Raw genomic sequence first — 21,132 nt, 5'->3', positions numbered from 1 at the left:
CGTAGGGGCCGGGCCGTGCGGGTCAGGTAGCTGGCAGGGATGCTGGTGCCTGGCTGGCCGGACTGGAGAGAAAGGTCAGCAGCCCGTTCTTTCCGTGGCAAGTCTGTTGCACCGCTCCCAGGCACTGGTACAGCCTTACATCCGCAGACAAGGCGTTCATCACCACCGGTTGCAAGGCCTGGAAGAGGACCGGCTAGCTGAAGTCTGCGGGCTCACAGCAGAGGACAGCAGGGTCCCGCCATTTGAACAGCGGGGCTGAACAGCGGGGCCCTCAGCGCATCTACGGAAGCCGTACGGGCTCGGAACCGCCCCCGTTTTCCACCGAATCTGCCCGACCCGAGCTATCTGGGCGACCTGGGCCCGTCAAGACGTCATCGACGAGCGTGCAGCACCCGATGCGTTTTTCGATGGCCCGGAGACGTCGTAGGTGTTGGCGATGCACGATGTCCGGTATGAGCGATGCATGGGCAGCTGTCATAGCCGCCGTCGCAGCAGGCGTCTTCGGTATCGCAGGCGCCTTCGTTGGCCTCTTCGTCGGACACCGCCAGACCGCCGGCGAGGCCCACGTCGAACACCGCCAATGGCTGCGCGACCAACGCCAGCAGGCGTACCTCCAGCTGTACAACGCTTGGGACGCGGCCATCAAGGACCTGCGTGCCTACCATTCGAGTGGCCCGACAGGGCGGACCGGGTGTTGGAGGAGCAGTCGCGGGACGGCGGTGGAAAGGAGTTATGGCTGATTGCGCAGGAGAAGTGCGACGAGGTGTGGGCGAGGCTGCTGCCCACGGTAGACCGTACCGAGCTTCTAGGCCCACCGGGCGTTGACGGGGCGGTGTCCGAGCTGCGGACAGCGTTCCTGGCTATGCAGAGCGAAATGGTGGGGCAGGGGCGGAGGGAGACGTCGACAGTGGAGTGGGCCGAGTGGGATGCGCTCGTTTCGAAAGCGCAAGCGGCACGCTTCCTCCTCACGGCCGCGGCGGCGTCAGCGCTGCGGACACCTCCCACGCCGAAGGAGGAGAAGGGAACTGTTCTGAGAGGCCGTCGGGCGCGGCAGTCGTCGAACTGAGTGCAGTAGCAGACCTCGATCAGCGGTCCCGTCACTGTGCTGTCCGTCAGCGCGGCCGGGACGTGCTTGCCCCGGATCACTCGGACGAGCTACAAACTGCCCCAGGAGCACGGAACGCACGCTGGTGATCGGCGGCATCGTCAGTCACATCGACTTCCTGTAGCTCGCGCCCAGGACAGCCTCGTCCGGTCTTCCCCAACCAGGTTCCCGTTCTGCCGGCCGCACTGTTCGATCTGCTGCGCGACGGGCTGTCAGGACCCGTCTGGCGACCCGCGCAGACTTGGGTCCCCCGGGGACAAAAACGAGAGCCTCCCCCGCCTGCCGGCGGCGGCCGCTACGGGGTGTCCGGTGCGCGCGTGTGACGCCGGGAGGGTACGGGGCCGGGAACGGGTTGGTGCTCGATGACGTCCCGGGCGACGTTGCTCAGCCGCAGCTGGCGGGAACGGGCGTAGTGACGCAGCAGGGCGAAGGCGTCGTCCAGGCTGATGCCGTGGCGGGCGGAGAGAAGACCCTTGGCCTGCTCGACGACGACGCGGCTGTCCAGGGCCCCGCGGAGCTGTTCGGTGACGGTGCGCGATTGATGGTGGGTGCGGGCGTGGAGCAGGCCGATGGTGGCCGCACGGGCCAGAGCCTGTGCCAGGTCGAGGTCACCGTCGTGCAGCGGCCGGCCGGCGGTGTGCAGCAGGAGCAGGCTGCCGACGGTGTCGTCGCGCAGCCGCAGAGGCACCGCCGTCGCACCGGTGCAGTCGGCGGCGTGCAGCTGCCGCATGAACTGCGGCCAGCGGGCGGCCGCTTCGTCCGAGCCCTCGGTGGTGACCGTCCGGCCGGTGCTGCAGGCGCCCTCGACCGGGCCCCGTCCGTAGGCACCGCGCAGTACCTCCAGGAGACGGGGGCCACCATCATGCGGGGCGGCGGCGTGCGGGCCGGAGCCGGAGGGCTCCAGGAAGACCGCGGCGCCCACAACGTCGAGGAGTTCGGTGCAGCGCACCGTCATCTGCTGCAGGAATTCTGCGTCGTCGAAGTCCTGAACGAGCGTGTCGGCCAGGTCAACGAACGTGCGGGCGATGTGCTGTTCCCGGCTCATAGGCAGCCTCCTTGTCCGCCGCGCCCCAGCGCGGCTGATGGCACCGGCCCCACCGGCCGGTACCATCACGGCTTCCCCGCAGTCCGCCCGGCAGATGACGGCGCGAGCGGTATCCGACAAAGACACGCCCGAAGGGTAGACACCGGCACCCGGTCCGCCCCATTCCTGCGTGTTGCTGCCAGCTGTTCCCATGCTTCAGAACGTTCCCGCCCTCCCCATCAGCGATCAGCCGGCTTCCCGCCTGCCGTGCCAAGCACACCGGACGAGCACCGGCAGCGGGGCGGACGGCATCTCGCCGCGTGGCGTGGTCGTAGCCCCGTAGGGTGTCGGGGCGTCAAGCCTCTGCCTTGGGTGGGGTGGTGGTGGAAAACTGGCGAGTTATGGACATCCGTCGCAGGAACTGCGTCACCGTCACCGGCTGTGCGGACGGGCCGGTGCTCCTGCTGGCACACGGGTTCGGCTGCGATCAGAACATGTGGCGCCTGGTGGTTCCGGTCCTTGCCGAGAGCTGCCGGGTGGTGCTCTTCGACTACGTAGGCTCGGGCCGGGCAGACCCGTCGGCCTGGGACGAGCGGCGTTACAGATCGCTGGAGGGCTACGCGCAGGATGCGCTGGAGGTCTGCGCGGAACTCGACCTGCGCCAGGTGACGTTCGTGGGGCACTCGGTCAGCGCGATGGTGGGAGTGCTCGTGGCGGCGAGGGCCCCGCAGCGTCTGTCCCGGCTGGTGATGGTCACGCCCTCGCCCCGCTACATCGACGATGACGGCTACCGGGGCGGGTTCAGTGCCGAGGACATCGACGAGTTGCTGGAGTCGCTGGAGTCGAACTATCTGGGCTGGTCGGCGGCGATGGCCCCGGTCATCATGGGCAACGCGGACCGGCCGGAGCTCGGCGAGGAGCTGACGGCCTCGTTCTGCGCGACCGACCCGGACATGGCCCGCGTCTTCGCCCGCACGACGTTCTTGTCCGACAGCCGTAAGGATCTGGCCACGGTCGCGGTGCCGACACTGGTCCTGGAGTGCAGGCAGGACGTGATCGCGCCGCGGGAGGTCGGCGCCTACGTCCGCGATGCCATCCCGGGCAGCCGGCTGGTGACGCTGGAGGCGACGGGGCACTGTCCGCAGCTGAGCGCGCCGCAGGCCACCGCCGGGGCGATCAGCGACTTTGTCGGGGCTCTTTGATGATGTGCCGTGCCGACCCGGCTCCCGAGCCGGGTCAGACACACAACCCAGACGGCGCAGACACGGTGGTCACGTCCCTGCTGGAGGACAGTGCCGAGGAACTGTACGAGCAGGCTCCGTGCGGGTACGTGTCGACGCTGATGGACGGCATCATCGTGAAGGTCAACACCACCCTGCTGGACTGGCTGGGCCTGGACCGCTCCCGGGTGGTGGGGCGGATGCGGTTCGCCGATCTGCTCACGGTGGGCGGCAAGATCTACCACGAGACGCACTTCGCGCCGCTGCTGCAGATGAAGGGCGAGATCAGCGGCATCGCCCTGGACATCAAAGCCGCAGGCGGGCGGATGCCGGTGCTGGTCACCTCGAAGGTCAAGACCGGCAAGGACGGCGAGCCCCTGCTGATCCGCACCACCGTCTTCGACGCCCGCGACCGCCGCGCCTACGAGAGGGAGCTGCTGCGCGGCCGCAAAGCGGCGGAGGAGGCGCGGCGTCAGTCCGACGCCGACCGCGTACGGCTCCAGGAGGCCCTCGCCGTCCTGCAGCAGAGTCTGCTGCCCGCCGAACTGCCCGCCGTGCCGGGCCTGGAAGCAGGCTCCTACTACCACACGGCCTCCCCCGATCTGCTGGGCGGAGACTTCTACGACCTGTTCCCCCTGGCGGCCGGCCGGTGGGCGTTCTTCCTCGGTGACGTGTGCGGCAAGGGCCCCCAGGCCGCCGCGGTCACCTCGCTCACCCGGTACACCCTGCGGGCCGCCGCCCTGCACGACCCCGACCCGGTCACCGTGCTCACCACGCTGAACACGGTGCTGCACGAGCGATACCAAAGCGGCGAGGGCCGCTACTGCACCGCCATATTCGGCGTCCTGGAACCCGCCGGCAGCCACGTCGGCGTGCACCTGGCGGCCGGCGGACACCCCGCCGCGCTCATCCAGCGCGCCCACGGCAGCACCGACTGCCTCCGCACCCCGGGCGGACTCCTCATCGGCGCCCTGCCCCACGCCCCGTTCACCACCGCCCACACCCGCCTGCGGCCCGGCGACACGCTGCTCCTGTACACCGACGGCCTCACCGAAGCCCGCACAGGACCAGACCGCGAGCTGTACGGCGAGGACGCCCTGCGCGCCTTCATCACAGCCCAGCCGCCGGCCGGCCCGCAGGCCCTGATCACCGCGCTGAAAGGGCTGCTCGCCTCCTTCGACAACGGACTCGACGACGACACCGCGCTGCTCGCCCTCGGCGTGCCCGCGATGCCCACGGCTCCGGGCGACGAACCGCGTGAGCGCACCGGCGGTCAACACCCGTGACGCCGCTACCGGCCCCGTACCCACAATCACCGGTGATCTCGACTACGAGACGGCGCCCGCAGTGCGCGAGGCCGTGCACAGCCTCACCCTTGCCGCGGGGCACCTGCTGGTCCTGCAACTGGAGGGCCCTGGACCTGTGCGACTCCAGCGACACCTGCGCTCTGCCCATGGACAGCGCTGCTGAGGACCGAAGGATCAGGGCAGGGGTGAGCGGTTCGGAGCACCGTGAATGCGTGTCTCGCTCACCGGTGCTGTCAGGGATGCCAGGTGTCCTGCCATCCGGGGTGCAGTTCGTAGGGCAGGGCGAAGGCTTTCATGATCAGAAAGGCGCGGCCTGCGTCCACCGACCCGTGCGCACCCTGTCGCTGCTCGCGTCTGATGCGCTGTTCGCAGTCCCGCACGATCCGCCGGTGGACGGCGAGCCGGTCAAGAAGCCGGGCAGGGCAGGGACACCAGCAGCAGCTGACATGCCCGGCCCGCGGCGGGTCGGGGCAGTCGAATACGTGAAAGAGCGCGGCATCACGCTCTTCTTCGTCCCACCGGTCCTGAAGGAACGACATCAAACTGGCGACGACAGGCATGCGTTCAACTCCCCTTCAACGCAGGGAACTTGTTCGGATGCTCCCACCACACGGCCGCAGGGATGACCGGTCAAGGCCCGGGTACGTACGATGTGTGAACCCGTCCTCACGCCCCGGACCCCGGCGTGGCGATACCGCACCACAGCCTGCGGATCTCGCGTCACCTGACACGACGTCCCGCTCCTGCCCGCCCCACACGTCCGGCCCGTGTTCTGCCCGGCCGCTCGAAGCACTGCACGAGGAGGCCGCGCAGCTGCGCACGGCGATGGAGAGGCGGCCGGTCATCGACATGGCCCACAGTCCACGTCTCTCCCCCACACCCGCAGACCACTCCACGCGAACGTCACACACCCGAGCGAAGGTTGGTAAAGTCCGTCACCCTCACACGCCAGAACGCCCCCTCGGGGCACGTTGACGTCAGGCATCCTCAGGGGCAGGCATGGCCGACGGCCCGGTGGTTCATCCATACCGCCACATCGCACACCCGCAACGCACTCATCGTCTCGTGTAGTCCCGCGACCTTCCGCAGTTCCAGCAGCTGGTGATGCAACGCGGCATGGTCCTCGCGCAGCGCGGCATGGAGAGCGAGCCAGAAGGACGGCGGCCGGCCGACGGCACAGCGGACGATTCGGTCGTAGACCGGGAGTAGTCGGGGACGCTTGCGGGCCAGGACCTTCCCGGCGATGACCCAGTTGACCCCACGCTGCTCGCAGAGCAGTCTCCATGCCTGATCCGCAGGCGAGCCGTCAGCCACGACGACCGCGTCGGCATCAGCCATGTCGATGTCCCTGGGAATGGCGTGAAGCAGACAGGACAACCGCACGCCGAGGTGGCCCTCGATGATGTCCAGCGCAACAGGCGCCGGAACGGTGACCGACAGGGTCTGCACCGCGACCAGATCCTCCGCCGTAATCCGGTCAGCGACCTCCGGACGGTCTCCTCCACCCGCCAGATGCTCGAACCGGCTCCCAGTGAACGGCGCATCACCAGGTGGCATGCCCATGCCGAAGTAGCGCCGCAGATCACCCAGAACCTGCTCTGCACTCAGCAGTGCGCGCAACCGCTGCCCCAACGGGGACAACGCCTCACCAGAAACACCGGGCGCTGCGGTAGCAGAGGCCATGAGATCTCCATCCTTCATCGAGATCGTCAGCAAACCAGGTCTGAGCGGCACACCCGGGTTGCAGCCCGCTCGTGCCCAAGGCATGAAGCCGTCGGCGGGACACGGCCAGCGAAGAGTGGAGGGTGCGCAGCTTCGCTGCCTTAACCGTGCGTGGGGCGCAGGTACATCGGCAGGACGGTGCGCATGAGCTGTTCGCCGCGGGTGGTGATGGCTTCGAAGTCGCTGCGGGCCATGGCGGCGAAGTTGGTCGGGTAGGAGGCGACCGCGCTGCGCGGAACGAGGTCGGCTGGCGGCGCGGGCAGGCGGTCGTCCTTCATTCCGAGATAGGCAAGGGCGAAACCGTCGATACGTCCGCTCGCGGCCCACTCGTGCAGGCGGGCGCGGGCGGAGTCCTGGGCCTTGCGGTGGACGGTGGCGAAGGAGCGGCTGAGGCGCCCGAACATGAAGTGCGGGGTCTTCAGTACGAGTTCCCCCAGGCCGGCGTCGCAGGAGATGATGAAAGGTACGTCGTAGACGTGCTGGGTGTGGTGCGGTGAGCGTTCCGGTTCGAGGACGGACAGACCGAGGTTGTCGTAGACGCCGCCGTCGGTGAGCAGCACGGTGTGCTGCTGGTGGTGTCCGTCACGGTGCTGGAAGGTGAAGGTGCGTTCCATGGCTGGCAGGAGCGCGGGGTAGGCGGCGGAGGCGGCTACGGCGGTGGCGACGTGGACGGGCTCGATGATGGTGCCGTAGCGGGAGCAGCCGCTGCGGCTACTGCCGAAGCGAACCGCGTTGGTGGTGGCCAGGTCGGTGGCGGTCAGAACGACGTCGAGACCGGTGTGGGTGACGTCGGCCAAGGTGGTGGTGCCGAACGCCTTGTGGGCGAGGACGGCAGCCAGGGCGTCGGTGCGGTTGGCGGGGCGGGCGACGGTGACCTGGGTGGTGCGGGTGAACAGCTGACGGGTGCCTGCGCGGGCGGCCGCGGTGAGGTTACGAGCGGCCGCGAAGGGCTTGAATGCCTGGCGTGCGATGTCCAATTGCAGGCCAGAGCGCAGCAGGTCGGTGGTGCTGGCGTCGAAGTCGGTGAACTCTTTCGGGCCGTAGGCCCACAGGGCGGCGAGGAGGGAGCCGCCGGAGATGCCGGAGACGACGCGGATGCGGTCGAGGAGATCGCGGTCGTGCAGGGCACGCAGACAGCCGAGGTGGAAGGCGGCCGCACGGGAGCCGCCGCCGGACAGGGCGAGGCCGAGGGTACGGGTCATGAGCGGGAGCCCTTGCGTGGGAAGGGAACGGGGCCGTGGGGGCGGGTGGCGTAGCCGCCGGGCCACCACGTCACGGGGCCGAGGCGGGCGGGTGCTTCTGGCACGGACAGCCCGGTCGCGGCGGCGGTGGTGCGGGCGGCGAGGTGGGCGTAGAGGTCGGGACCGTCACCGGTGGCGAGCCATTTGTGCCAGACGAGGTCCGGTCCTCCGGCGATGAGGACGAGGGCGCGGGCGGGAGCGTCGTTAAGCGGCAGGGTGAGGCTGGTCATGGCGGCGCGGTCGGTGGTGCTGGGCTGCGCGGCGGTGTGCGGGTGGGTGTGCCACATGCCCAGGAAGCGGCTGATGTTGCCGGTCGCCTCCCGGCGGGCGGCGAGGTGATGGCTGACGCCGTCCAGGCCGTGCCGGAAGTATGCCTCCGTCAGCAGGGAGTCGGGGGGCGGGCCGGTGGCCTCGTCGACGAAGATCACGCCGGTGGCGTCGTCGACGGCGCCGAGCAGGGTGCCGCCGGTTTCCACGCGCGGGCCGCGGACGCGGGCGCCGCGGCGGGCTTCCGCGCGCATCTCGGCGAGCGCGGCGGGGGTGATGCGTACGTCGTAGCCGGTGGCCTCGTCCGTGACGAGGGTGTCGTCGGGCCAGGTAAGCCAGCGCGGCCCGGCAGGCTGGGCGGCGGTGGGGCCGGCGGGCATGCGGATGATGAGCGTGGCCATGGTGTGCCGGTCTGCGGGGTCGGCCAGGGCGTGGAGGATGCCGGTCACCAGTTGTCCGGCCAGCGCGGTGACGTCGGCGGCCGATCCGGTGAAGGTGGCGTCCGAGCAGCCGGGTTCGGGCTGGAAGAGCTCGGTTGGGGGCTGGGTGGGGAAGAAGTCCTCGATCAGGTCGTCGAAGGCGTGCGTGGCGTCGGTGTGGGCGGCCAGGGCGGTGCGGCGCAGGACGTCGGCACCACCGCCGGTGGCATCGCGGGGCGAGAGGGCGGCGAGGCCGCGGGTGGCATGGTGACCGATCATCAGCGTAACCAGGTGGGGCCACGGGACGGTATCGGTGTGGCGGGCGCGTTCGAGGCTGGCCCGGACGATGCGGTTGGCGGTGCAGTCCCAGATCACGTCGAAGGCGTGCAGGTCGAGTCCGGACAGCCGGGTGGTGATATCGCCGACGAGTGCTTCGACCCTGGTGTGGTGAGGGTCGATCCGGTTAAGACGGTCGGCCAGGACACTCGCCTTGGGTAGGCCGATGTCGGCGTCCGCGTAGGGCTGGCGGGCCAGGATGCCCGGGTGGACGAGCGCTTGGTCGGCAACGGTGAGGTGCGCGGCGCCGGCGCGTGCGCACATGTCGGCGACGGGGGCGCCCAGGGCGCCCGCGCCCAGGACAAGGATGCGTTTGCCGCGCAGCCAGGCGGCGGGGGTGGTGTGGTCGCGACGGACGGTGACTTCGGGGCGGGCCTCGTAGATGCGCATCCACCGGGTGGGCAGACGGTCGAGCCATTCGGTGCCGAACTGGATTACCTCGTCGCCGAGTTCGGCCAGGTGCGGGCGGCCGCTGAAGGCGGTGCGGGTGGCCAGGCGCCCGACCTGGTCGGCGAAGTCGGGCAGGTGCCAGGCCACCAGGTGGGTCTGGCGCGGCCCGTCGCCGGCGATGCCCCGCGAGGGGGTGCCCAGCAGCAGGTGCACCGGTGCGGCCGTGGGGTCCTCGTCGTCCTCGTCCGGCGCGTCCCCGTCGGGGTGGAGCAGGGTGCGGTTGTGGTCCGCGACGAATCCCGTCAGCCCCAGCAGCAGGCGTGGCGTGATGTGGTCGCGGGCCAGGGCCTCGACCAGTTCCCGTGCGGTGAGCGGGTATTCGAACGTCAGGTGCATCGTGGTGACGACGACGGGGGCGAGAAACGCGCGGGCACCGGCCGGGAGAGCGGCGCTCTCCCGCAGCTGCTCCGGGCTTCCGGGCCAGGAGTCCTCGACGGCGAGCCAGCCCACCACGTCGCATCGCGTCTCGTTGACCTGGTGCAGTACGGCGGCGCCCAGCCATGGCCCGTCCGGCCGGGCGACGGGCGCATCGCGGCGGATCACGAGGAGCCTCGCCCTGTGGTCGGTCAGGGCGTTCGGGGGGTGCAGGGGGTCGCCGGGCCGGTCCAGTTCTCCCGCGGCGGCCGCCTCGAACCAGTCCAGGAGGCGGGTGATGAACCCGTACATGCCGTCGGCCGGATCCCACTCGGTCGCCGTCGAGCGGTACAGGCACAGGTGGCGGCCCCAGTTGACGTGCGGGGCGCCGGCGAACCGGGTGTGGCGAGTGCGCACGCTGGGAGCCCGGAAGGGAAAGTCCGGGGGGACCAGCAGGGTGACCGCTTCCACGCTGCGCAGCCGCAGGCCGCCCTCGGTGCGCGGCAGGTTGGCGCAGCCCACGCTGATGCGGGCCTCAACGTACCCGGGCCGGTCGGCGACAGCGGCCACGTGCGTGGCAGCCACCGCTCCGTGGGAGGCCTGGACGATGCGGTGGAGCTGGTCGAGGGCGAGCTGCTGGCCTTCACTGAGTTCCAGGGTGGTGCTGTCCTTCACGCGGCACCGAATCCGATCTGTACCGCCGGCTCGGCCTTGTCGCCCCTGGCCTGCTGCACACCGCCGCGGGCGGCGTCCGTGCCTCGCGGGTGCGGCACGTCGGCTGCGGCAGCGAAGGCGGCGGCCGGAAGGCGGGTGGTGCCCAGGGCAGCCAGCAGTCGTCGGCTGCCGCCTGCGGCGTGCAGCGCATGGGCCTTGTTCTCCAGATCGGTGACGTCGACGAGCTCCAGTCCCAGGCCTGGTTCCAGGGCAAAGACGACCGGGCGGGGTTCCTCCTTGGATGGGTACTCCCCCGTGCACAGCACCTCGTAGTCGGTAATCGACTCGTACGCTTCGCGGGCCAGCAGGTGCGGTGGGTTGTTGCCCTTCTCGTCCTTGTCTCGGAAGGGCAGCGAGCTGGCGATCACCCGCGCGTCCGGGCTGGCATACGTCTGGAGCTGGTCGAGGAGGTCCTGCTTGAGTTCTTCCTCCCCATCCCCTCCCTTGGCGTACATGGCCTTCTTGCTGCAGTGGTGCGGGGAGAGCAGCACGTCCCACTCCACGCGGTCCGCGTTACCCGCTGCCTCGCTGTTCTCAAAGATCATCTTGATGATGGGGTAGGCAAGATCGCCCAGGAACAGCAGCCGCCCGACGGTGGCGTCGTCGGCCTTCAGCTGCACTTGCAGGGCCAAGGACGTGTCGTTGCGGTCACCGGCGCAGTTGTCCTTGAAAGGGGCGTGGACGAACGCCTCGAAGCGATCCGCAACGTCCGTGCCGTCGAGCTTGGTGATCACATCGCCGGGGAACGTGAAGTACTCGTCGGGCAAGTCGGCATAGGAGTGCAGCTTGCGATCCTCGTCGTAGCCGATGATACGCACCCGGTCTCCACTGTCCGGCTCCTTGCCGTCCTCGACGGCTTTGAGAGTGGCGTCCACGCGCCGCTCGACCTCGTCCTGGAAGCGCTGTGCGTCCTCACACATCGGCTTGTCCTCGGACAGTTCCCGCCACAGCCGGGGTGTCGCCCAGATCTCTCCGATCAGGATGGAACTCTCCAGCAGATCGCCGAAGCCGCAGCAGTGGTCCGAATCAGCGTGGGTCAGGGCGAAAACCGCCAGGTAGGGCGTTTTGCCGTCGGGCTGCGGCAGAGTCTCCTCCAACCGGTCGATGACGGCGGCGACCACCGCGCCGTCCTCGTCGGCGGCCTTCATGTCCCGCAGGTCCACCTGCATGACCAGGTCCTCGCCCAGCACGATCGTGGTGGAGTCGCCCGTGCCTACCGGCCAGAACACCACCCCCTGTCCAGGCAGTTCCGTCTCCACCATGTCCTACCTCTTCACTCGATATTGATCAACTAGCGGGAAAAGCAGACAAGTTCACTTCAGAACAGATGTACCACGCGCCACTGACAACACAGTCCGCGATCGAACGAGGCAGCATTCAAGCCCTACTTCCTCTTCCTGGACTTTTTCGCGGAGGTCGCCTCGTTCACGGTCGTCGCCGGGCTGCGGCGCACCGTCGCCTGCTTCACGAACCGACCGGTGATCGCACTACGGCCACGCTTGCCAGCGGGCTTGCTCGCCTTGCCTGGCATGGCTCATCTCCTTCCTCAGAGACCCCGGTGGCCTCTCTCACTGAAGAAGTCCAGCACGACGAGATCCAGAGGCGCAACATTTTTTAATGGACAGTTTGACTGTCATACACTTGCACAAGAGAAGCCGCCCGGATGGTGGGCGGCTTCTCGACGAGACGGCAGAGCTCTACGACGTGGGATCGGCGATGATGCCCAAGTTGATCAGCCGGTAGTTCATGGCCATGTCGCTCATGTCGAAGTGCGTGGCCATGAGGTGCACCAACTGCTTAGCAGTGCGAAACTCGGCTTCACGCGCTGCACGGCGCACCATCGGCTCAGGGGCCAGGAGAGCTGCCGCGAAGCGGTTGGCCTCCATCTCCTCGCGGTCCGTGGCCATGCTCGATACCGTGTCACGGAAGTTGACACGGGTGTCGGTGTCCAGAATCAACGGGCGGCCTCGGTGCAGCCGCAGATGCCCGATTTCGTGAGCCACCGTAAAACGCTGCCGCTTCTTGTGATGCTGTTGATTCACGCCGATGACCTGCTCGTCCTCGCGGCGTAGCAGCATGCCGGAGACGTCATCAGGCATGTCCTGCGGAACGACGAGCACACCCAATTTTTCGGCAAGCTGCACAGGATTGATGGGCGCATCGTCGATGCCGAACTCCATCAGCAGCGCCCGCGCTGCCGCGTCAGACCTGGCCATCGCGCGCCCTCCGGTCAACCGCTGAAGCAAGCGAGGCGACAGTGTCCGCGAGGTAATCCGGCAGCTCGTTCGCGTGACCGGGCTCCCTCAGCCCCGGCAGGAGATCGGCTGGCTCCACCCCCAGCGCCGAGGCCAGGCGCACCAAGCGGTACGGCGGAGGAGCCTGCGCACCGGACTCGATATTCGTAATCGACCCGCGCGTCAGCCCCGTCTTCCGAGCCAGCAGTTCCTGCGTCAGCTTCGCCTGTACCCTCGCCGCCCTCACCCGCCGTCCAATCTCGGTGTTGAAAACCCGCTCCACATCGTCCACAACACTCCCTGCAATGACAGCCAAACTGACATTCCAACTTAGTCCAACCTCACCAAGACCACCACAGCGGCTTCCCGACTCCGGTCCAGCATCAGTACGGGCGCAATCGGGGACCAATACACATAGCCAAGACACGAGCGGCTCCCGGCCGCCGACGACCTGTTCGGCACCGGCAGGCAGTGCCTTTCTCCACCTCGGCAGCCGCGGGGGTGAGGCTGAGCACCGCCCGGGCTTGCTGCTGAAGGTCCGCGGCGCGCTCGGGCGGGCGGCAGCCGCAGTGCGGTCTCCACCACCCTCGCTCCCCTCGCCTATGGATGGCCCCAACCTCTCACTGCCCTCTACTAACAGTAGAGGAGCGCGGTAGAGTCGGGTCATGGCAGACGAGACGAGCATCAAGGTCAGCGCGGCGGCGCGCGACCGGCTGGCGCAGCTGGCGGCCGAGCACGGCACGACGATCCGCAGTCTGGTAGAGGAGCTGGCGCAGGACACCCCGACTAGGGCCGAGTATGCCGAGCGTGCGGAGCTGGCCCGCTCGGAACTGGCCTCCGCGCTGGGGCAGGTGCCCAGTGCGGAGGCCGAGGCGAAGGCCCGTGCGCTGCTGGAGCGCCTGGGCGGGGCGCAGCACGGCGCGCAGACGGCCGCCTGATGGCGGCCATCTCGGTGGTGCTGGACCACACCGCCGCCACCGCCCTCTACGACCCGAAAGACCCCTGCAACGAGGCGGTCGCCGCGTTCTACGTGCAGGCCTCCGGCGGACTCGGCGACCTGTCCGCGCCGGTGCTGTCGCTGACCGCTGGCGACGTCGAGCGGCCCGGCCTGCTGGGCTACATCAAAGGACTGCGGTTCATCCGCCTGGAGGCCTTCGACACCAACGCCGCGGTCACCGCCACCGAACTGCTGCGCTTCGGCCACTCCTGGGCAGCCGTCCACGCCATCCACGCCGCCCGCCCCTCCCCCACCCACCCCACCGGACGCTTCCTCCTCACCCTCACCCCCAAGGCGTATGCAGGCACCGGCGTCCAAGCCGTCCACCCCGGCCAGTAACCGCCCCGCACCCGCAGCGGGAGAAAGACGGCAGCCAGGCCGCGCTCCACTTCATTGGGCCGACGGCTGTGAGTCGGGCCGAAGGCGCTGCTTCGGCAGCGTTGTCATCTGCTGCCCCGGACCATGGCCTCGGCCGTTCGGCGAGGCAGTCCCTCACGCCCACCATGTCAGCGGACGCGCGGGAAGCCCGGCGGCGACCTCAGCCCGGCGGCGGCACGGCCAACGGCCGTCTGCTTTCCGGTGATGTCAGTGCGCCGTGCCAGGCTGACGGTGCCCGGCGGTACCCATCACCTCGAAGCCGATGCTGCCGCCGGGCACCCCGTCTTTGCCGCTGCCGTGGTCATGGTCGTGGTCGGGTGCGGGCATGCGATCGTCCTGCTGGTCGTCGGTGGGCTGCGACTGTATGCAGAAGGCTCTGGTCATCACCGGCAGAGGCCGGGGCGTAGGAGTCGGCCCCGCCCCGGTCGGCCGCCGGGGCCCGGCGCGCGGCGCGGCGGGGCAGGCTCGTCGCGCCGGGTCGTTGCCGTGGCCAGCCGAATGTGAGGCTAGGCCGTGTATCGAAAGTGGCCAGAGTTGCTGGTCGTTGCGACTGACCTGCGATGCCGCAGTTGGGTCCTGCATTGTCAGCGGTGTTGAGTACGGTCTGCCTATGGATCATCAGAGGGTGGGAGACGCACGGCAGGCGTGGGGCCGGGTGACCGTGTGGCTTCAGAATCATGCCCCTGAGGTGTTCGCTGCTCTCGGCGGGCCAGGGAGTGCGGCGGCCATCTGCGACGCCGAACTGCGCATGGGCCTACAACTGCCTGAGCAGTTGCGGCAGTGGCTTCTGGGGCACGACATCGATGCAGGTCGGCAGCCTCCTGCTGGATCGTGTCTGGTGGCACTGGGGTGCCCAGGCGTCCTTCCCAGTGGCGGACTCCTGCTGGGCCTCCTGGATATCGAACGTGTCTACCTCCACAAGATGGGCAGACTCACGCCGACCGCGGTGGCGACCGCTTCGTCGCCGCCGCGTGCGTTCAGCGCTCCGGCAACAAGATCGAGGATGTCATCGGGGACTGCGCCTCCCGCGTGGGCCCGGTGGGCGGCGTACTCAAACAGGCACCCCAGCGCGCGCACCGCAGATCGTGCTGCTCAGCAGTGACATCGAGGTCCATCAGGTGTCCTCCTACTCGTGGCCCCGGGATGTTCGAAGGATGAAGCGCTGTCTTGGGCCACTCCCACATGGCGTACGCGGTCCGCGTACGGGACGCAAGGGCGCGGTCAACTCGTTCCTCGGTACCGGTCGCCCGGGCCGCGCCGGCTTCGGCGACCGGACAGGGGGCAAGATCATGCTCTGCGCGGCGGCGATGAAGGGGGACGTCATGGCCTTCAGAGCGTCGTCGGGGCCCGGGCCCGCGGCTCCAGCGACGGGCTTCGTCACAAAGTTCGTTGCAGCCAGGTGGTAGCTGACCTGGAAGGGGTCGAGCGTCGTTCGGAACGTTGTAAGCACTCGACCGTGAATCGTGGACCAAGACGTGTGGGCGCTAATCGAGCCGCTGCCGCGTCTGCGGCCGGACGACATTACCAAAGCCGCGCCCGGCGGCCGACCGGCTGTGCAGCACCTCTCCCGCTTCCCGCACCCGCAACACCGCGCCGGCGCGACGGGACCGCGGCGTCGGGCACCCTTGCGCGTTGCGGCCAGCTACCCCGGCACCCGATCGATGGCCACACCGGAAGAGCACACCGGGTCAACCGCCATTCGACACCGGTGCGAGCACCGCGGCACCTCCTGCCAGGAGCATGAGAACAGTAAGCGTGAACCGCACCCGCCAACTCGTAACGATCTTCGACATCTCCGCCCGCTTCCTGGTCCGCCACTCGTGGACCCTCGACGCATTGCGCTCCGGCGCGCTCGCGTCCTTCCAGGCTCGCCCGTACATCCGATCGACAACAAGCCCTCGGACAGTGTCCGCTCCGCGGCAAGGACGGGGCCGTGCAGACGGGCGGCCATGCGGGGCAGGGTGCGCTGGACGTCGTCGCCGACCCCGGTCGAGACCAACCGCCCGTACAAGGGTGCGCCCAGCGGGTCTGCCCGCCGGCGCGCGAGCCCGCCCAATCCGACCACCGAGAGCCGGGCCGACGCAACCGAACCCGCGAACAGGCGCGAACTGAAGCCTCCTCCGCAGCCCACCCCACATCCCGCGCTGAGGGCAAACCACTGCTTCCGGAGAGATCATCACGCGCTGCTCCGTGCTCCGCAGGCGCCTATCCGGCCAGCAGCAGTCCGCAGCCGTACGCCCGCGCGTACCCGACTCCCTGGGTCATGGCGTCGACCAAAGCGGCAGGATCGGTGACCGTCAGCGTTGGCCATTGTGTGCCGACACTCCCTCGCGTCTCGGGCGTCCTGCGTTTCTTGAGTGTCCCGTACCGACTCGATCGAAGAAAACGCGACACTTATATTGACGATCGGATCATATCGCGACCATCGTGTTGCGGGCATGCCACGTTCGACGAGAGGTCAAAGACCGTGAAACGTTCCGTGCGCTCCCCTGTGCTCACCGCACTGGCCACCACGCTGGTCGTCACCGCCACCACCAGTGCTGCGCTGAATCGGCCGGACACCACCGCACTGCGCAACACCCCTACGGCCGCTGCCAGCAAGGCTCGGCCCGCTATCGATGAATTCCACCCCGTCGTCCGCGAAGACGCCGCGCACGAGGAGGCGTACGCCTCCTCGTACACCGTGTACCGCCCAGCCGACCTGTCGGAACGGGCAACAGAAGGGCTGCCGGTCGTCGTCTTCGGGAACGGCGGGTGCAGACCATCGGCGAACCCCTACATCGGCGCGCACACCCTGCTCGCGGCCCACGGCTTCCTGGTCGTGGCGGTGGGCTCCTACGACGAGCCGGACCGCGACGAGGACGGCACCGCGCACCCCGAGGTCCTGCGCGATGGGATCACCTGGGCGCAGAAGGAGAACAGGCGGCCCGGGAGCCCGTTGCGGGGCCGCATCGACACCAAGCGTGTGGCCGTCGCCGGCACCTCCTGCGGCGGCATCGAGGCTCTGGTGGCAGGTGCCGACCCCCGGGTCCGCACCGTCGTCTCGTTCAACAGCGGGTTCCAGGCAGACGCCTCACTTGGCTACGGGCGCGAGGAACTGGAGAACCTGCACACGCCCACGCTCTACGTCGACGGCGGCGTCGAAGACAAAGCCTACGAGAACAGTCACGTCAGCTACCGCCTGTCGGACGTCCCAGCAGTGCGGGCGAGTAACGCCCACGCCGGTCACAGCGGGTTCTGGCGCGGTCTGCGCGAGGGCGAAACCGACGGCACCATCCACGAGGAGGCGGTCGCCGTACTCGTGCAGTGGCTCGACTTCACCCTCAACGGCAACCGCACCGCCCGGCACTACTTCCTCGGTGAGGACTGCGGTCTGTGCGCGGTAGAGGGCTGGGACGTCACCTCCAAAGGCTTCGGCAAGAACTCTGACAACAAGGTGAACCAGTGAAGCGGATCGTCATCACCCTCCTGGCACTGCTCCTGACTGCCACCGCCGCCACCCCGGCCGCGGCCCACACCGACCTGCGCGTCTCCCGGCCCGGGGAGTACGCGGGATACTCCCCCGTCCTGTACGACGAGTGGGTGCGCACCTCGCAGTACCTGCCCACGCGGGACGGCACGCGCCTGGCCGTGGACCTGTACCGGCCGGCCGTCGACGGGAAGCCGGTCCAACGCCCGTTCCCGGTGGTCTGGGAGCACCAGCTCAGCCGGGCCTCGCGCGCCGACGACGGCTCGGTCAGCCTGCGCGGCGTCACCAGCGGCATGGCGGAACTCACCAAGTACGGCTACGTCGTGGCCTTCGTCGACCGGCGCGGCAACGGCGCCTCGTTCGGCACCATGACCGGCTACCACTCCCGGCAGGAGTCCCGCGACGCCTACGACGTCATGGACTGGCTGGCGGAGCAGTCCTTCAGCGACGGGAAGATCGGGGTCTTCGGCTGTTCCAACACCGGTGACGCCGCAATGCAGGCGGCCACCGCCGGTTCGCCGCACCTCAAGGCGGTCTTCGCGGGCAACTACTCGTTCCACAAGTACGACGCGTTCAACCGCGGCGGGATACGGGCGAATTGGGGCGTCGGGCCCACCCGTACCCGCGAAGAGGACCTGCGCAACCTGCCGGTCGACGCGGACACCGACGGTGAGCTGCTGAACCGAGCGGTGGAGCAGCACCGGGCCAACACGTCTCTGAAGGACATGTGGAAGGCCGCCCCCTACCGCGACAGCCAGGTCGACGCGGTCGGTACCGCCCCGTGGAACGAGTACAGCGTGGCCACGTATCGGGACGCCATCGAGCGCTCCGGTGTGCCGATCTACAGCTTCGACGGCTGGGACGACGACTTCCGCAAGGAGACCCTCGTGAGCGCGGCCACCCTGGCCAACCCGAACAAGGTGCTCATCGGGCCGTGGCACCACTGCGAGTACGACGGGTTCGACATCGTCGCCGAACGCCACCGCTTCTTCGACCACTGGCTCAAGGGCGTCGACAACGGCGTCATGGAGGAGCCGCCGGTGCACTACTACACCGGAGTCGCCGGGGGTTCCGGTACCTGGCGCGATGCCGAGCAGTGGCCGGTGAACCCACGTGCCAAGGGCACCCGTTACTACTTGGGCGGCGGTTCGACCGGCACTGTTGACTCGTTCAACGACGGCACGCTCACCGGCACCAGGCCGCGCGGTCACGGCGGCGCCGACGAATACACCGTCGACTACTCGGTGAGCTGCCCCGACCCCCTCGACCAGGAACAAACCTGCCCGCAGGACGAGAAGGGGCTGACCTACACCACGACACCGCTGCGCAAGGACACCGAGCTGACCGGGCATCCGGTCGTCTCGCTGCGGATGGCCTCCTCCGCCCCGGACGGCAACGTCTTCGCCTACCTCTCCGACGTCTCCCCGGACGGCACCGTGCGCATCCTCACCGACGGCAGGCTCCGCCTGGCGTTGCGCTCCACGCAGCACGCGCCCTACGACGTGCTCGGCACGCCCTGGCACCGGAGCAACGAGCGGGACGCGGCACCGATGCCGAAGGGCGGCAAGACGCAGCGCGTCGAGCTCGACATGCTGCCGTTGTCCTCCGTCGTCCCGGCCGGGCACCGGCTGCGGGTGACGGTTACCGGCGCCGACGTGCGCGAGAGCGCGCGCACCGAGACCAGCCCCGCCCCCATCTACACCGTGCGGCGCACGCCCGCGCAGCCGTCCTCCATCACCCTGCCGGTCGTGCGCTGATGAGCAGGCCGGAGAGGAATACCATGTCGCCAGGAAGAGTACGCAGGACCGTCGCCGTGAGCATGGCGGCGGCCGGAGTGGCGGCGCTCGCGGCGCCGGCCGCCGCGGCCGCTGGCCGGGACACGGGACCGTGTCCGTCCGGCTCCCCCGGTAAGGTCACCTGCACCGGTGGGGAGCTGGCCGACGGCACGCCGTACCGGTTCGTGGTCCCCGACCGCTGGAACGGTGTGGTCATCGTCGACCTGGACTTCGCGACCCGGGCCTCCGACGAGCCGCTGACCGGCGAGCTGACCGACCGCGGGTACGCGGTCGGCGGCACCGCCCGAACGGTCACCGGCTGGAACATCGCCGCCGCGATCGACAACCAGGCGGCGGCTCTGGACCGGTTCGAGGACGCCGTCGGCGCGCCCCGCTGGGCGGTTGCCTCCGGCCGGTCGATGGGCGGTTTCGTCTCGGCTGGCACCGCCCAGGTCCACCCCGACGTCTTCGACGCCGCGGTCCCCTTCTGCGGAGGGCTCGGCGGCGCGGTCGGGCAGTGGAACCAGAAGCTCGACACCGTCTTTACCCTCAAGTCTCTGCTGTTCCCCGGTCGTTCCCTGCCGGTGACCGGTGTGCCCGCCGACACCGGGCAGGCCACCCAGGACTGGGTGTCGGCGCTGACCGAAGCGCAGGCAACCCTCCGGGGACGGGCTCGGATCGCGCTGGCCGCGGCCGTCGGACAGCTCCCCAACTGGGGTTTGGACGCCGACGGCAAGGCCACGCCGAAGCCCCGCCCCGGCGACGTCGACGCGGTCCAGGAAGGAATGTTCCTCGCACTGGCCGGCGGCGAACAGCCGTACATCGGGCAGGCGATGAGCAGCCGCCGGTCCATCGAGACGCTGGCGGGCGGCAACCCGTCGTGGAACACCGGGGTCGACTACGCGGAGCAGTACGCGGCGGCGAAGCCCGAACAGCGGCGGACGGTGCGCAAGATGTACGCGCGCGCCGGTCTCGACCTCGGCGCCGACCTGCGGACCCTGGCCAGGGCGCCGAGGATCGCGGCCGATCCGGACGCAGTCCGATACCTGGAAAAGGGCATCGTCTTCGACGGCGACCTGCGTATCCCGGTCCTCACCGTCAACCCGGTCGGCGACCAGATCTCCACCGTGGCTCAGCAGCAGTCGTACGGTCTGGCAGTCCGCAAGACGGGCAACGGGGCGCTGCTGCGCCAGAGTTACGTCAACACGGTGGGTCACTGCACCTTCACGCCAGGGGAGCAGGTCGCGGCGATCACCGCCATGACCGAGCGTCTCAAAACCGGCCACTGGACCGCGAGCACCACACCGCAAGGCCTGAACCGGCTCGCCAGGTCGACCCAGGACGGTCCCGGCCGTTATGTGCACTACCAGCCGGCCGTCTTCAACCGTCCCTACTTCGGAAGCTGAACAGCAGAGCGGGGCCGTACCGAGGAGACCTCCCCGTACGGCCCCGCCACGATGCACCCGTGACCGAGACTGGACGACGGTGTCGGGCCCGCTGCATCGTGGACGGCGGCCGGCCGCCGGGCCGCCGACCACTTCCAGATTTCACCGACACGACCCCAGCGATGGGCCGCACCCGCCGCGAACTCAATGAGACGGACCTGAGCGACTGGTCCTCGCGCCCGTACACGAACCCGCGAGCACCCCCCTATCGAACACAGGATCCGTCAAGGCCCGCTTCCTGCGTCGGTGAGACCGGCCCGCATGCCCCGTCTCATGGGGCTGAGCCCGGTCACCGTACGCCGCGTCCTGACCCGCTACAGGCTGGCCCGCCCGTCCCATCCGACCGGGCCACAGGCCGTGAATGCGCCGTTACGGGCGCGACCGCCCTGGCAAGCTGGTACGCATCGGCATCGAGAAGCCCAGCAACATCACCGATGGCTGCGGCCGCAGGAGTCGAAGTTGCCCAGCCAGCCGCAAGACCCGCTCCGGTGTCGGCTACATCTGCCTTCGCAACGCCGTCGACAACTTCCGTCTCGCCTACAGGGAGATCCACGCAGACGAGAAGGAGGCCACCGTCATGTTCCGGCGGCGGGCCTCGCCTCCTCTTGCCTGGCTGGGATCACCGCTGTCTGGCCCACAGACCAGCCGCCTGCTCCTGCCTTGGGCAGATGTGTC

17 protein-coding genes are annotated in these 21,132 nt (G+C 69.1%); 7 read left to right on the top strand and 10 right to left on the bottom strand.

The genetic code is table 11. The features are described 5' to 3' along the window. Nucleotides 1-1,400 precede the first annotated feature (1,400 nt). Nucleotides 1,401-2,150 carry an ANTAR domain-containing protein gene (locus ACFWGJ_RS09785; protein WP_387322245.1) on the bottom strand — a complete coding sequence of 250 codons (750 nt, stop codon included), beginning with the start codon at nucleotides 2,148-2,150 and terminating at the stop codon, nucleotides 1,401-1,403. 380 nt (nucleotides 2,151-2,530) lie between these two features. On the opposite strand from ACFWGJ_RS09785, the gene ACFWGJ_RS09780 reads away from it, so the two are divergent. Both ACFWGJ_RS09780 and ACFWGJ_RS09775 read left to right on the top strand, forming a co-directional pair. Further along, nucleotides 2,531-3,331 carry an alpha/beta fold hydrolase gene (locus ACFWGJ_RS09780; RefSeq protein WP_387322244.1) on the top strand — a complete coding sequence of 267 codons (801 nt, stop codon included), beginning with the start codon at nucleotides 2,531-2,533 and terminating at the stop codon, nucleotides 3,329-3,331. Further along, the gene (locus ACFWGJ_RS09775) at nucleotides 3,331-4,635 is read left to right on the top strand and encodes a PP2C family protein-serine/threonine phosphatase (RefSeq protein ID WP_387322242.1); all 1,305 of its coding nucleotides are present in this window, start codon (nucleotides 3,331-3,333) and stop codon (nucleotides 4,633-4,635) included. The genes ACFWGJ_RS09780 and ACFWGJ_RS09775 overlap by 1 nt, the downstream gene beginning before the upstream one ends. 254 nt (nucleotides 4,636-4,889) lie before the next feature. On the opposite strand, the gene ACFWGJ_RS09770 is transcribed toward ACFWGJ_RS09775, so the two are convergent. The 7 genes from ACFWGJ_RS09770 to ACFWGJ_RS09740 form a co-directional block, all read right to left on the bottom strand. Continuing rightward, entirely contained in the window at nucleotides 4,890-5,216 is a 327-nt protein-coding gene (locus ACFWGJ_RS09770; protein WP_381833171.1) for a DUF6221 family protein, read from the bottom strand. Between the two features lie 427 nt (nucleotides 5,217-5,643). Continuing rightward, on the bottom strand, nucleotides 5,644-6,372 hold the full coding sequence (locus ACFWGJ_RS09765; protein WP_387322240.1) for a DUF6308 family protein: 729 nt from the start codon (nucleotides 6,370-6,372) through the stop codon (nucleotides 5,644-5,646). Nucleotides 6,373-6,479: 107 nt separating this feature from the next. Beyond that, the gene (locus tag ACFWGJ_RS09760; RefSeq protein ID WP_387322239.1) at nucleotides 6,480-7,580 is read right to left on the bottom strand and encodes a patatin-like phospholipase family protein; all 1,101 of its coding nucleotides are present in this window, start codon (nucleotides 7,578-7,580) and stop codon (nucleotides 6,480-6,482) included. Then, nucleotides 7,577-10,120 carry a ThiF family adenylyltransferase gene (locus ACFWGJ_RS09755; protein WP_387322238.1) on the bottom strand — a complete coding sequence of 848 codons (2,544 nt, stop codon included), beginning with the start codon at nucleotides 10,118-10,120 and terminating at the stop codon, nucleotides 7,577-7,579. The genes ACFWGJ_RS09760 and ACFWGJ_RS09755 overlap by 4 nt, the downstream gene beginning before the upstream one ends. Beyond that, nucleotides 10,117-11,421: a hypothetical protein gene (locus tag ACFWGJ_RS09750; RefSeq protein ID WP_387322236.1), complete on the bottom strand. Its 1,305-nt coding sequence runs from the start codon at nucleotides 11,419-11,421 to the stop codon at nucleotides 10,117-10,119. Before ACFWGJ_RS09750 ends, ACFWGJ_RS09755 begins: the two co-directional genes overlap by 4 nt. A 435-nt stretch (nucleotides 11,422-11,856) precedes the next feature. Beyond that, nucleotides 11,857-12,375, bottom strand: coding sequence for an ImmA/IrrE family metallo-endopeptidase (locus tag ACFWGJ_RS09745; RefSeq protein WP_387322234.1), 519 nt, complete (start codon nucleotides 12,373-12,375; stop codon nucleotides 11,857-11,859). Next, nucleotides 12,362-12,685, bottom strand: coding sequence for a helix-turn-helix domain-containing protein (locus ACFWGJ_RS09740; RefSeq protein WP_387322233.1), 324 nt, complete (start codon nucleotides 12,683-12,685; stop codon nucleotides 12,362-12,364). Before ACFWGJ_RS09740 ends, ACFWGJ_RS09745 begins: the two co-directional genes overlap by 14 nt. Nucleotides 12,686-13,058: 373 nt before the next feature. Here ACFWGJ_RS09740 and ACFWGJ_RS09735 point away from each other — a divergent pair, with 373 nt between their 5' ends. Continuing rightward, entirely contained in the window at nucleotides 13,059-13,331 is a 273-nt protein-coding gene (locus ACFWGJ_RS09735) for a hypothetical protein (RefSeq protein WP_387322231.1), read from the top strand. Then, entirely contained in the window at nucleotides 13,331-13,729 is a 399-nt protein-coding gene (locus tag ACFWGJ_RS09730; protein ID WP_387322229.1) for a hypothetical protein, read from the top strand. Before ACFWGJ_RS09735 ends, ACFWGJ_RS09730 begins: the two co-directional genes overlap by 1 nt. A 246-nt stretch (nucleotides 13,730-13,975) precedes the next feature. Here ACFWGJ_RS09730 and ACFWGJ_RS09725 read toward each other — a convergent pair whose 3' ends face one another. Then, on the bottom strand, nucleotides 13,976-14,152 hold the full coding sequence (locus ACFWGJ_RS09725; RefSeq protein WP_387322228.1) for a hypothetical protein: 177 nt from the start codon (nucleotides 14,150-14,152) through the stop codon (nucleotides 13,976-13,978). Between the two features lie 1,821 nt (nucleotides 14,153-15,973). After that, nucleotides 15,974-16,162, bottom strand: coding sequence for a type I-E CRISPR-associated protein Cas6/Cse3/CasE (locus ACFWGJ_RS09720; RefSeq protein ID WP_387322226.1), 189 nt, complete (start codon nucleotides 16,160-16,162; stop codon nucleotides 15,974-15,976). A 73-nt stretch (nucleotides 16,163-16,235) separates the two neighbouring features. Here ACFWGJ_RS09720 and ACFWGJ_RS09715 point away from each other — a divergent pair, with 73 nt between their 5' ends. Genes ACFWGJ_RS09715 through ACFWGJ_RS09705 form a run of 3 tightly spaced genes read left to right on the top strand, consistent with a single transcriptional unit; the run spans nucleotide 16,236 to nucleotide 20,418 of the window. Next, nucleotides 16,236-17,216: a hypothetical protein gene (locus ACFWGJ_RS09715; protein WP_387322225.1), complete on the top strand. Its 981-nt coding sequence runs from the start codon at nucleotides 16,236-16,238 to the stop codon at nucleotides 17,214-17,216. Next, the gene (locus tag ACFWGJ_RS09710) at nucleotides 17,213-18,994 is read left to right on the top strand and encodes a CocE/NonD family hydrolase (protein WP_387322223.1); all 1,782 of its coding nucleotides are present in this window, start codon (nucleotides 17,213-17,215) and stop codon (nucleotides 18,992-18,994) included. Before ACFWGJ_RS09715 ends, ACFWGJ_RS09710 begins: the two co-directional genes overlap by 4 nt. 23 nt (nucleotides 18,995-19,017) lie before the next feature. Next, on the top strand, nucleotides 19,018-20,418 hold the full coding sequence (locus tag ACFWGJ_RS09705) for a hypothetical protein (protein ID WP_387322221.1): 1,401 nt from the start codon (nucleotides 19,018-19,020) through the stop codon (nucleotides 20,416-20,418). The last annotated feature ends 714 nt before the right edge of the window (nucleotides 20,419-21,132 follow it).

It is taken from the genome of Streptomyces sp. NPDC060205, assembly GCF_042728395.1.
Classification (GTDB): Bacteria; Actinomycetota; Actinomycetes; order Streptomycetales; family Streptomycetaceae; genus Streptomyces.
Note: the sequence above shows the minus strand (reverse complement) of the source record. Positions and strands in the feature narration are given on the sequence as shown.